The 13,720-nt window shown below is 42.2% G+C and carries 8 protein-coding genes and 1 pseudogene; all 9 read right to left on the bottom strand.

All coding sequences use genetic code 11. The features are described from left to right. Nucleotides 1-1,608: 1,608 nt before the first annotated feature. Nucleotides 1,609-1,740, bottom strand: a pseudogene (locus tag ACGF49_RS01995) (helix-turn-helix domain-containing protein); the annotation flags it as partial. A gap of 266 nt (nt 1,741-2,006) precedes the next feature. Next, nucleotides 2,007-5,399 (bottom strand): ImcF-related family protein, encoded by a 3,393-nt coding sequence (locus tag ACGF49_RS01990; RefSeq protein ID WP_387489277.1) that lies wholly within the window; start codon nt 5,397-5,399, stop codon nt 2,007-2,009. Next, complete coding sequence (locus tag ACGF49_RS01985) at nt 5,396-6,628, bottom strand: hypothetical protein (protein WP_387489274.1); 1,233 nt, start codon at nt 6,626-6,628, stop codon at nt 5,396-5,398. The genes ACGF49_RS01990 and ACGF49_RS01985 overlap by 4 nt, the downstream gene beginning before the upstream one ends. A 512-nt stretch (nt 6,629-7,140) precedes the next feature. Next, nucleotides 7,141-7,449, bottom strand: coding sequence for a hypothetical protein (locus ACGF49_RS01980; protein ID WP_387489271.1), 309 nt, complete (start codon nt 7,447-7,449; stop codon nt 7,141-7,143). A gap of 75 nt (nt 7,450-7,524) precedes the next feature. Next, the gene (locus ACGF49_RS01975; RefSeq protein WP_387489268.1) at nt 7,525-8,091 is read right to left on the bottom strand and encodes a hypothetical protein; all 567 of its coding nucleotides are present in this window, start codon (nt 8,089-8,091) and stop codon (nt 7,525-7,527) included. Between the two features lie 193 nt (nt 8,092-8,284). After that, on the bottom strand, nt 8,285-8,884 hold the full coding sequence (locus ACGF49_RS01970) for a hypothetical protein (RefSeq protein WP_387489265.1): 600 nt from the start codon (nt 8,882-8,884) through the stop codon (nt 8,285-8,287). Between the two features lie 11 nt (nt 8,885-8,895). Continuing rightward, nucleotides 8,896-11,001 (bottom strand): peptidase M23, encoded by a 2,106-nt coding sequence (locus tag ACGF49_RS01965; protein ID WP_387489262.1) that lies wholly within the window; start codon nt 10,999-11,001, stop codon nt 8,896-8,898. Between the two features lie 80 nt (nt 11,002-11,081). Beyond that, complete coding sequence (locus tag ACGF49_RS01960; RefSeq protein ID WP_387489259.1) at nt 11,082-11,516, bottom strand: hypothetical protein; 435 nt, start codon at nt 11,514-11,516, stop codon at nt 11,082-11,084. 2 nt (nt 11,517-11,518) lie between these two features. Next, entirely contained in the window at nt 11,519-13,714 is a 2,196-nt protein-coding gene (locus ACGF49_RS01955; RefSeq protein ID WP_387489256.1) for a M23 family metallopeptidase, read from the bottom strand. Nucleotides 13,715-13,720 lie beyond the last annotated feature (6 nt).

Genomic DNA, 13,720 nt, shown 5'->3' with positions numbered 1-13,720 from the left:
CTATATCTATTCCCTTAACGAATTTGTTAGAAATTTGAAAACTGTCGTTCCCAACAGCCATCAATCGGGCTTTTCTCTTATTTCTTGTTTCCAATAAATAAAAACCGACACGTCTTACATCAATTCAAGATACTCAGATACTGGATGCCATAGCTGGGTCAATCATTGCCAATTAATAATCTTTCGACGCTAATCACCCTTACAAAGGAACAAATAATTCACCTTATATTTCTGAATAAAACATTCCTTTTTAACTCTTGTTTTCTGAATAACTCCCATTAATTTCTTATTATATTTATTGACTGATATTGAATTCCATGATGGTTTCGCATAGTAAATGCAACATCATTACACTACGAGTAAACAATTTCGTATTCCTTTAAATAATCTATTAAAGAACTTTGCCGTCCCGAGTTTTTTAGTAGATTATTTAATCGGGTTACAACCAAATTTATCCCTTGGTTAGAGATTTTATTAAAGTCTATTCCTTTCGGAAAGTATTGTCTAATAAACTCATTGATATTTTCATTTACCCCTATTTACCAGACGGAATAAAGATTCAAAAAGTAGGTATTTATTTCTAATTTTTTGCTGATAATTTCATGACTCGAAAACTCCAAATTGTTATCACGCGTCATTGTTTTAGCTATTTATTTTAACAAGTATAACTCCTTCATTATGATTATGGCTTTTGGTTCTTATTTTCTATTAAATCTGATGATTATCGTATCGCCTTCTCAGTCACCAATACATTTTTTATCAATGAGTTATGTTCGTTCATCAATACTCACTTTATTTTTAATTTTTCCTCCTCTTTCAGAACAGACATAGAGTTTACGATACGGTTTATTGGCAATTCTGAGATGCTGTCATAAGTCACCATTATCATTAAGAATGGAACTGTTGATTGTATTGATTATGCATAAATGTCAAATTACTATTGAACTTTATCTACTCACTATTAATTCCTAATTAAAATCATTTAAAAAAAATTAAACCAATTGTTATTAAATTATCAATAAATTCATAAAAACACCCTGTATATCCGTCATTCCGCAGCCATATCTGTAATATACTGATTTTAAATCGTTTGTATAAAATTCATGCACTTGTTGATTCTCAATTAAAACAACAAATTACGAATGCGGCGCGGAATGTCGGGTATATCCAATTTCATAAAAATAGAAAATTAGATTAAAAAAATTTTCAAGGCATTACTTTACAACAAAAATAAAACCATTAATTTCAATATAAGGTAATTTATAAAATATTCAACAATATTAACTTAGAGTGGTAAAATTTTAACTTCGATTTAATATTTTTGGTGGTTATCATAAATAATAATTATACAACAAAGGCTATAATCACCACTTCCCCATAGTTATTACCATCCATTATTTTAATACCAAAGCAAAATTTCTTAATTCAAGTTAACTGAATTACCCCATATTTCCATCAAAAAACACGTTATTACATATATCCCACTATCAATCATTCGTAAAAACAAAAGCCAAAACAATAATAGCAGGCGGATTCGACTAATAAGCGCAATTTTTCAGCAGGGCTACAATTTAAAGCTTCCGCTATGATTTGTTCGCCTCTTGATCATCGACGAGCAAAAACATTAGTTAAAGCATTTGATGCCAATCCAGCTTCTCGGGAAACGGCCGCAAGAGTGGTTCCTCGTTTCCTAAATGCCGCAATAATGTCTGCTGGATGCCAGTCTTGTACATCACTCATTTCTGCTTTACTCCCTCAAAATAGTGGTGGTGATACAGACAGGATTCGCAGTCTGAGCTCATCAACTCAGCGAGGCATAACCTCTCCCTGCCTGAATCACCATTGATTGGAGATAGCAGGCGGCGCACTGGTAAAACTACTTACCAGTGTCCAATGAGTTCAAGGCTGCGAAACCCTGACTATCAGATTTTGCTGGTAGCATGACAACTCTAATCGACTATGTTATTAGAATCAATAAATTACATTCACCTAACTAAGTTGCAATATTATTCCTCCCAGTCATCATGAGTTGCTGACATAGCTGTATCATCACTTGGCGTCACCGCAAAGATGTCTTTCGGCAACGTAAATCCTCTCAGTTTCAATAATGCCAATGGCCCTTCACCCATTTCCGTGCGTAATATCCAGGTTAGTGGTAAACCATCCGGGGCAGTAAAGATCAGGCGGTAACGGCTTTCATCCAGCCTTTCCGCTTTCGCTCGTTCCAGCCAGCGGATCAACCCCCAGTTCCCCTGATAATCACCGAACAACCGCGCCCCGGTATTAACACTGGTCCACATCAGCGTCACCCCCGGTTCATCGGTCTCGCCCGGCCAGCGAAAACTCTGCCAGCTTTCCATCTGGTTAAAATAACGCAATTGCTGTCCATCTATCGTCAGGTCGGTTTCCGCTACATCCCGAACCGGTTTGGCCCGCAGTTCAAACCGTAGCCCCTGACTGCCATCGGCAAATAACAGGTCCGATAGCTGACTGAGCTGATTTATCGCCTTCAGGAAACGCGGATTAAAACGCAATTCTTGGCCGTTCACTCTATCTGGCACCCAGTGGTTACCTTCTTTATGCAACACCCCCCCTAACTGACTGGTCAGAAACCGCTCTATCTGACCTGAATCAGACCGGATAAACTGCCCCAGCATCGGTAACGAGATTTCGCTTTGCCCACCAGCAAACGGATACCGACCAGCAAAAGCTGTATTCCAATTAGCGACTATCGCCGACCGCCATTGTTCATTCAGACTCGCCGCAGCCGGTTTCAGTACGCCCTGCCATGCCTGCGTTAGCGGCTTAACAAACATTGCCTGACCAAAACCACGCCATTGCCCCCCCAGACTGGCGGCTATCAAACGACCGTAGCCTCGCGTCTCAGTCAGATCTGCGCTTTTTCCTTGAAACACCGTCTGAGCCAGTGTTTTCGCCATCTCTGGCGGATCATCACTGTTATTCATCTGTTGCAGTTTCAGCCGCACTTCGGTTACCCTGGTGAGAAAGGTTTGTAAATTCAACGTGCTGTCAACCTTCATTCCCCCGGCCACCTGATGTTCTCCCATCAGCGCCAGCAACGGCCCAAAGGTTTCATCCATTGGGCCGTGCACGCCAGTCGTCTGTTGGTCAATCACCCTAGACGTTTTTTTATTCAGCAACGTTTTGGCGGATTTTACCAACGAATTTGATAACGTCGGCCCCTGTTGCCCGGTCTCCCCCTGGTAGGCCAGTGTGTTCATCAACGCAATCAGCGGAGACTGACGCCTGTCCGCCATCAGGGTTAGCTGATCGATAACATCCGACAGGTTCCGGGTTTTATGCCAGCGCAGGCTGTTGAGAAAATCCTGCCACACGCCGGCAAAATCGGTGAAGTAACGGGCAGTCAAACGGGCTTTCAGCTCTTCGGGTGACACCGCAGCCGAGACTGCCTGACGGTTATCACTCAGTACCCAGTCAATCGCCTCCTTACGTGACGCCACCGCCTCCGCTATCGCTTTTTGTATCCCGCCTTCCCATGCCTGACGGGTAAACATCCCCGGTATCACGCGGGAGGTGGTAAACAGCCGTTCAGCATCCGTGTCGCCGGTCATTTGTCTGAGTGTCAGGTCAGCATAATTTTTCTCCACCGATTGCAGCATCTGCTGGTAAAGCGCCGCTTCAGCATTGTGCTTACCCAGCTGGATCAGCAACAGCTGACGCACCTGTTTAACCAAAGCCTTATCCGGGGTTATCCGCCATTCAGGGTGCGCGGACAGATTCTCCGCATAAAACCCCCACAAATCCGACGCCGCATCTAGCCAGACACCGGGGGCAATACCGGCCCGCTCGGGTTCATTTGCGTTCAGTATCCGGGTTAAAAACGCGACATCCACTCTTTCCGGCTGCGCCATCATCAGGTAGGCTTTCAACTGGTCATGACCCGCCTGCGCCCATTTAGCCCGCAAAGAGCTGCCCGGCGGTAAATCCACCAGTGCGCTCAGTTTTGCATGCAACACTGCGGCAGCATTGTCTCGTATCAGGTGGTTATTGGCCTGCGCATAATAAGGCAGCACTGCCGTCAACAGTTTCTGATTCTGACTCAAACCAAAACGCTCATACCACGGCACACCATGTTCAGCCCGATATTGCAACCGGCCCACCTCGTTACGCAGGTCCTTTAAGGCCATCAACTGGGCATCAGAACCTTCCGGCTGAGCTTTCAGATCAGTCACCGCCGCCTGCACCACGGCTAGCTGGTCACGGTTGGTGAAAAAGGAGAGCACCATTCCAGCCCCCCATAACAAGGCCAACGCCATCAAGCCGCGATAAATGGTCTGTGTGTGGAGTATGCCCACCCGCCGACCGTGGAAACGACGACTGCCCTCCAACACCCCCTGCCAAGCCGAGTCGGGCAGCCAGCTTTGCGGGATGCTACTCGCCTGCGCTTTGAGCGGCAAACTGAACATCAAACCACGCAGCAATACCACATCGCCATACTCCACTAACCACGGAGCCAAGACCTGTCGCCAGTGATCAATTCCCTGTTTTTCCAATGTGGATGATAGTCGATAAAGAAAATCATGGGCGTTCTCTTCTAGTACTTGTTGCATTCCTCTCTTGCGTATGGGGTCAACCAATTCTTGCAACTGTGTCGCCACAATATCCGGGGTACAACGTTCAGGAAAAAAGCAGCCGACGGCCTGAGTGATACGGTCTTCTTGAGACCAGAGACTGTGACACACCTGCCACAGGTAGACCGGGGCTTGCCAGCGCAGCTGTTGGGCTTGTTTCTGCAATATCCGCAATGCTTTATCCATCCATACCGGCTGTGCGCTTTGAGCTTCGGTCAGCGCCCAGACAATGCCATTGAATGGCTGGTAACGGCGCAAGCGACGAAGGGCCATTAACTGAGTGGCATCCGGTTCAACCTGCAAACTGCCGCCCCAAAGCAACAGCGTGCGATAGCCCTCCTGCCAATACGCCGAGGTCAGCCCCGGTGCGATGGCTTCCACCTGTTCCACTTCACCCACCACCAGTAAAATACGGACTTTATACCACCAGAACCTCCCATAACGGAGGCGCATGCGATCAGGCAAGTCTTTTATAGCGGAGACGGATTCAGGGAGTTGAGCCTCCACAGGTTCGGTTTTTTTGTCATCACCAGAAATACTTTTGCGCAGATCTTCAAAACTCAACTTGCCCGTTTGGTAGGTAGCAACATAATAAATTCCCATTATAAGCAGAAAAACTACACTGCTTATGACGATACCAATAAACCACATCTGTTGAAGATGGCTATCTGCCTGAATGCCCAGTTCATTAGGCATCTTCCAAGCGAAGTAACTTAGCATTGCGGCTATGACCAAAACGAAGACAAGCAACAACCAGAAAAAAGATTGAGTTCGGATACGCTTCATTGCGTTACCTCCGGTAAAGTTTCATTCGGGGACACGACTGCACACCAGCACCCTTGCTCAAGGGCAGATGAACCACTGAAAGTCAGCTGACTGGCCGCAGTGTGCTGAGCATGAAGCGCCGCAGCGGCAATCACAATCCAGGGGGCAACACAGCCCGATGTACCTAATAAGATATCCAGGTCATAAATACCCTGTGCATATGTCATGTTTAAGGGAGCAATACTGCTCAATATAGTAAAGGCTTCACTATCTGCCTGAGACAATTGTGATAACCAAGCATACTGTAACGACTCCGATGTGACTGGCACCCAATCCAGCGCCTGCCGTATACTTTGCGCAAGCAACGAATGAGAGGAACATTCAGGACGGTGCAAAAATGCCTGTGGTGTTAATATCTTTTGTGTCAGCCGGTTACCTAATATCAGCCCGACAGCCAATTCCGCCGTCTTCTCAGGTTGTGCCGGACAAATTTGCAGTGCCACGATCAGTAACAACGAACGTTTACAAATATGGTTATCCAGCCAATCATCCACCACAGATAACCCTGCACCTTCAACAAAACTCACAGGTTGGCGAATACCCGCCTCAGACCATACCTGCTGACATATGTTGTTCAATTCACTTTCAGATAAAGTCGTATTGGCCTCAAAAAGTAGGGAAAGAGGAGTGTTATCTGGCAGCCGTTCCAGCGTCTTAGCAAAGGTGGCAATAATGGATGACAATGTTCGCCGTATCAGCTCATCACAAGATTCATCTCCCAGAGTGGGTAACCGGCTGTGGCGAATAGCCTCTTCGCTTAGCCATGACGGCTGTGCTTTTAACGCTTTCTCATTCCTGGTGAGTAATGCAACCTGCTTCTCTGGTGTTTCTTCATCCACGAACGCCGTGTGCAATGCAACACTCAGAATCTGCAACGAACGTCGGCCCCGCCGAGTTTCCTGTAAAATAACCTGCTGGCGACGTTGGTCCCAACCATCTGCCCAGAGATGCTGGCTGGTATACAGTAACCACCGACATCCTGTGATAAACAACCAGCACAACGCAGGGATACCCAACGCATGTAAGCCAAAAATCACTGGTTGATGACGAATTTCCATGCCTCCCCACAGTATGGTACTCATGACACCGACAACAAAAAGCACGCCGGGGAGTAAAACAAGCCAAAACAAAAGTCGGGGATTTTTAGGGCGAGGAGCTGGACCGGGTAAAAGATTCAATTTAACAGGCATAATGATTACTCTCGGTAACATCCAGAATATAGAAAATAGCAGTGCACAACCGCACGTATAACGGTGCCCACAAGAGGCAATCGGGGCACTTTGTCACCTTTACGGGCAACACTGGCACCATTAAGTTTCATGATTAAAGGACCTAAAACCATTCGATCACCGCAAATAGTTTTATCTCCGATATGGATCATGCCATTCATCACTTATTTCCTTTTTCATATTAAAATTAAGATAATGACCTTCTTTATAAAATAAGGTTCATTATCAATAGGGGAAAATAATTTCTTACTATAAAGATACTGCATGGAATATAATTTACCTAGCATAAACCTCATATATTTCATGTGAATTCAAATTAGCATCCTCATACATTACTCTAAATATAAACCAATTTATATTGTGATCTGGTGATTTTATTACCCTATATCCTGTGTTATATCCAAGACATGGTTCAAAATCCTCAGCACTTCCAGATTGGAATTTACGAATTGAAATAGCGACCTGTCCATTATTCACAATAAAAACGTTACATCGACTATCATCATTACCTGAACGCTTCCTTTCCTTTTCATCTTTGTATACAAATGGATAAGTTTTTGCATCATTTTTTTCCAGAAATAGACATAAAATGCAGAAAATCCACTATCAGAGGTTTCAACATTGTAGACTGAACTTAAACTATGTGGTTTCCCATTAACATAAAAAAATTCTTTAATTTTTTTCAAAATTAAACTATTCTCATCTTTACCATATACTAAATTATTGGAAAATAAAATACCCACAAGATAAAAAAATATAATTATAATATAACGGACATTCATTATAAATTTCCTATCTAGGATGTCTTTACCTGAAAAATAACCATCAAATAAATTAAATTAATTTTACTTACGATATTAACTATTCAAATTAATTTTCCTTAAATATTTTTCAGGAAATTTTGATAAACACTCTGACTTATTTTTTTCATCATATATGTATATATGCTTGATCAAATCATAATCATACAAATAAAAACCATAACTCTCATCTGTACTGTTTTTTGTACTAATGTAAAATTTAAAATCCAAGTATTTCCTCGCGTTGTTTACAAAATAATCAGTGTAATTATTGTCATTTATCACATCACCACGATTCCCTTTATATATATTCAGAACATCATTAGACAAAATAATATCACCATTACCATCCTCTTCTATAGAGCTAGTGTAATCAACATTATAATCTTTAACATGACCTTTAGAGTCAATAAAATAAGCCCTCCCTCTCATAAGCAAAGGTCCCAGTCCAGTACTATAATGGTCATATATATCCTCACTTGATACAGTGAATAACATATATTTGGACAAATAATTATCATTATCTGATCTTACACAGAAAAATACATCCTCTGTCGCAGAGAATACTTTGCTTACAGAAAAGCAAAGTAAAAAAAACAGCAATAAAGATATAAACCTAATCATATTCTCTTCCTCCTATTGATTGATAGTTACTAACTATGCCTGTTAAATAAGATTCCAAAATAGTGCTACATCTTATACTACCCATAATTCTATGTATAACAATGAGTTGAAAACGGCCATGTGTAGCAGAATTATGAAACGTTATTTAAATATCCCAACACATACCGGGCATAATTTAACACAGGTTAATCTATTAGCTAAAATCACAATTAATCTCCATTGTCATAAATAAATCTGTCACCTTATTTAAAAAATCAATTCTCTTTTTATCAGAATATTTTATTGGGTCAGGGTAATACTCAGCGGCATAATTATCTTGAGAATAAAAAAACAATGTTCTCATTACACTATAAGGTTTATCCTTCTTATCAAGAAAAATGACATCTGACATAACCACTGCACCTTTACGCCTAGGAAAGGTTTTTATTTCCACCTTATATTTCATGTTTAACACATAGCTAAATTTCTTATTTTTACTATAAGCCTCTTTCAATGTGTTATTTATTTCATCTGTGTCATAGCTATATTTTTTACTTTTATCATTCCATTTTATATAGATAATACCACCCGATGGATATGCCGCATCAGACAAATTAAAATAATCTTTTATTCCATTATAAATAAGAGGCACTAGATTATATCTACAATCATTTTTAGCAGAGGACTTTTTTAACGATTTTAAATTAAAAACCCCGCTGTCAAATTCAATGGTATAACAGTAATCTATCTTTTCTGCATAAGCAGAAAATGAAAGTACAGTTATGATCAATGCAAATAACATTTTCAGTTTCATATCATTCACCATTACTCTATAGGCTTAAAATTATTGGGTTTAACAATAGCATCATTCAGTGCATACAATGCATGTTCAAAACAAGGCCATCTGACATTATCCAGCCCATGATCACCACCATTCACACATTTAGTCACTGCTTTTACATCATTATACAAAGCCCCTTGGTCTGCCCAATAATGCAAACTTAAACTCCCCCAGGAGACTTTTTTTCCATTATGTTTTCTCATCCTCTGCTTCTGTATCCAATAAAATCCGCCCGTATCACAAGCATAATATGCATTACTGGCAAGAATGGCAGCTCCTGCATCTGTCAAGAATTTTTCAGAATCACCTTTATATTTTCCGTAGAGCTCATAATTCTTTCTACCCGTCGTTTGTATAATCCCTCTTCCTTTAAACCGACTTCCATCCCCTACAAGGGTATTCCCCAATGTCCTTGCCAGATTATTCATTTCTTTACCAGCATAATCCTTTTTGGGTTCATATTTATCGAAGTAGCTATATTTCCCGTGTTCAACGACTACTTTCAGCCTGCCTGTCTCACAAAAAATTTGTGATAAAAAGTGTGCGACTCTTAAAGACGAAAGATTAAGACCATATTTGGTAATAATTTTAGATAAGCTTTCCTTTATATTTTTAGGACGGATAACCACATTATCTTTATTATTTTCACTTTGTAAAATACGAGTAATAACACTCTCTTTACTTAAAAATTCTTCCTCCTTATGTGTCTTGCTATTTTTAACACTTTCCCTAGTAACTCTAATTAAATCTCCTTCCCCTAACCACCTACATTTCCTGAAATGAGTAATAAACCTCCTCGGCTCAAAATGCCAGACTCTGCCGGATGGCAGTCCTGCCATATCAATACATAACGCCTTAACATGAGCAATAAACTTGTTCCAATCCTCTTCCGACATCGGTCCATCCAGCGCGTCATTGGGCAGTTTCAACCAGTTAAAGCGAGATTCCACTGTCGCACCATCCCATTCAAACGGAAAATGACAAATCGCATAACTCAGATCGGCTTGGGGTTCTGTTTCCGCGTTAAGCTGGGCCAGTAAAGTCGGGGAGTTGCACTGACTATTACTGTCGCTGTCATCATCAATCAATTGCCATTCCATCCAGTGAGGAAAATCCGCGTCACTGAATTTCTTCACTTCACTCACCGCCAGATTGACCCAACCCTTCCCACCGGGATAATTCACTTCCCGCCAGTGAGGCGCATCAGCAGGAGATAAGGTTTCATGTTCAGTATTAATAATACGCCCAAACCGTAACATCTCGTAACCCGCACTGGGGCTATCAGGGTAAAGTTCTACCGCCTTTTTATATAGATCATACTCATAATCCTCACTGACTAAGGCTTCTCCCACCGTTTCATAATGCCCGTTCCGGTGTTGCCGCCGGGTCGTCATGGTGCATTTGCCTTTATCAAAACTCATGGTGATAAACAGCGGCTCCAGGCTGGTATATGGCGCCTTTTCCCAAGTTGTCATCCTTTTTTCTGGCACTTTTTCACGGAAAGCAATCCCGGCTGGCAGGTAGAAGTGAATATCACCATATACCACATCGATACGACCATCTTTTGTTGTATTTAACTCCCGCTCTGTACGACCAACTAATTTCAACAAATTGGCATCGTCACAAAATATCTGGAAGTGAACCGCGTTGGCCCCGTCTACTTGTCCTACCGTACCGAGCGGATCTTTCCGATAAACGGTTTTTCCCTGAGACACAGTACTGTCGATCGTCTTCAAATGCATATACAGTGAGAAAAACGTGACTTTACCATGCTCTCCGCTGCCAATTTCCGTTTCATGCTTTAGTACTACACAGCCACAATCCGTTCCACCGTTATAGTTATACGGTGGCTGATCTCGCTGAGAGAATTTAGGTTGCCGGACAAAATGGACCGTTCCATCCGCAATCGCCCTGATTTTTTCCGGCCGGCTGGTGCTATCACTGTGAATAAGGTGAACACCCCCATGCCAAGTATGCCAGGCATTTACCGGGAAACCTCGCCGGGTATCCACGGATATCATTCTGTCTACCCAGACTGAATCACTTTCAGTATCGGACTTATCCCGCAACAGCGGAGGACTGATAATCATTTTTATACGCCTTATCGTTAATTGATCAAATAACGAATTTGTCAAGAAAATAACCTACACTGTCATAGCCCACTGAACAGTCATGACTTGCACAGAGCTTCATCAGTAGCATATTTAACCGCCATGCCGGGCATTGAACCTAACGGAACACCGCTACAACGGATATATCCTTTTTCCTCCAAAAAATGGGTATAACAAAATGAGAAAACCATCGTAGAAACTATTGCGAAAAAAAAGGAAAAAATAATGATCTTCCCTATTTTCACTTGCAAATACGTAGGAGCCTGATTCAGGGTAAAAAGAAAATATCCCCCTAAAATAGCCAACGGGTATAAAAAAAGGGGACTTAAAAACGCAAAAACATCAAACCGACTGAATAAAATCACTTGCTTATATAAAAATAGATCAATCAAGCTTATAAAAGCCCAATAGGAACCTATTGCCGGGAATACAATAATGGCAATCAATACCATCAATGTAGGCAGTCTTTTTCTCATTTCTTCTGGTAAATTCACTTTTAAAAAAATCTCGGTTTAATATCCTCAAGGGTGCGTCTTAAATAAGTTCTTATTTCTGTCTCTACAACTTCTTTACCTTCTTCCAGAATTTTATCCGCAAACATCGCGCCTAGATCCCAAAACCCTTTTTCCATCTTTCGGGCTTTCTCCAGCGTTTCTTGCTGAGCCGCACTGAGATAAGCAACAACTCTATCTGTCACCCCAAATTTATCATCCAACGCATTTAGCCCCCAGGCAGACAGTATCCCAACCCCAACAACGAGCACTAAAGGAACAGCAACAATCGGTATCCACGTGACAGCTGCCGCCCCAATTCCCCAACTAATCGCAGACGCAATACCTATCTTCACCACATCTGTCGCTAATGAACCAATAAATTCCGCAAGACTGGTGTTATCATTCAGAATAAAGTCCAATGTCCGATAAGCGGCGGCCACATAAAATGTCAATCTTGCCCCTTCCACTATTGATTTACTTAATCCGTACTTACCGATGCCCAAATCCACCACTTTCGGATTTTTTAATGCAAACACGGGTGCATTTAATACTTTGCGAATACCTGGGTATCCGGTCAACTTTATCAGTTCAGTGCCTTTATGATTAACATAGACCGTTGCTTTAATTCCCCAATCTCCTAATTTGGCAATTACCATTGAAGTAGTCACAACATCTTTGCCATTCGTTCCATAGTTCACCATGATCTGACCTAAATCAGATTGTGTCGCGGAAACCCAAGCTGCTTTTGTCTTTTTCCACCCCCACGACTGGAGTACTTCAAACCCCTCTTCCAGTGTCAATAACATCACGTCCTGATTATTCTGGCGTAACATTAATCTTAATGACTCATCGGGTAGTGTTTGCGTATTTTTAACTTTCCAATCACACTTCCTAAATTGAGTAATAAATCTTCTCGGCTCAAAATGCCAAATTTTGCCGGATGGAAGTCCCGTTGTATCAATACTTAGCGCTTTAGTATGAGCGATAAATTTATTCCAATTTGCCTCCGACATAGGTCCATCCAACACGTCATTAGGCGATTTCAACCAGTTAAAACGGGATTCTACTGTTGCATCATCCCATTCAAATAAAAAATGACAGATTGTATAGTTCAGGTCTGTACGAGGCTCTGTTGCTGCATTAAGTTGGGCCAGTAATGTCGGGGAGTGACATTGGCTATTATTGCTACTATCATCATTAATCAACTGCCATCCCATCCAGTGAGGGAAATCCGCATCGCTGAATTTTTTCACTGAATCCACTGCCAGGTTGACTGAACCTTCCCCTCCTGGGTAACTTATTTCCCGCCAGTGAGGAGCATTAGCCGGTAACAGGGTTTCATGCTCAGTATTGATAATGCGGCCAAACCGCAACATCTCATAACCAGCACCCGGACTGTCAGGATAGAGTTTGACCGCTTTTTTATACAGGTCATATTCATTATCATCGCTGACCTGGGCTTCTCCTACCATTTCATAATACCCGTTCCGGTGTCGTCTCCGAGTTGTCAAGGTACATTTGCCATTATCAAAGCTCATTGTCACGAAAAGGGGTTCAGCGCTGATATATTTTACCCTTTCCCATTGGGTTATCCGGACCTCTTCATAAAAAGCGGTACCTACCGGCAGGTAGAAATGTATATCGCCGTAGAGAACATCGGTACGGCCATCTTGGGTTATATCCAATTCTGACGTGGTACGACCAACCAGCTTCATCAGATTGGTATCGTCACAAAATATCTGGAAGTGAACCGCGTTGGCCCCGTCCACCTGTCCCACTGTACCCAATGGGGCTTTTTGGTAAACGGTTTTTCCCACAGAAATGTCCTTATCTAAGGTCTTTAAATGCATATACAGTGAGAAAAACGTGACTTTCCCATGCTCTCCGATGCCAATTTCCGTTTCATGCTTCAACACCACGCAGCCACAATCCGTTCCGCCGTTATAGTTATATGGTGGCAAGTCCCGTTTAGAGAATTGAGGGTGTCGGACAAAATGCACCGTCCCATCCGCAATAGCCCTAATTTTTTCCGGCTGGCTGGTGCTATCACTATGTGTAAGATGCACCCCACCGTGCCAGGTATGCCAGGCATTTACCGGGAAACCGCGCCGAACATCTATTGGGATCATTCTCTCTATCCAGGCTGCATCACTTTCAGTATCGGACTTATTCCGCAACAGCGGGGGACTGATAATCATTTTTTA

The sequence above is a fragment of the Photorhabdus sp. RM96S genome (genome assembly GCF_042879335.1).
Classification (GTDB): Bacteria; Pseudomonadota; Gammaproteobacteria; order Enterobacterales; family Enterobacteriaceae; genus Photorhabdus; species Photorhabdus kayaii.
Note: the sequence above shows the minus strand (reverse complement) of the source record. Positions and strands in the feature narration are given on the sequence as shown.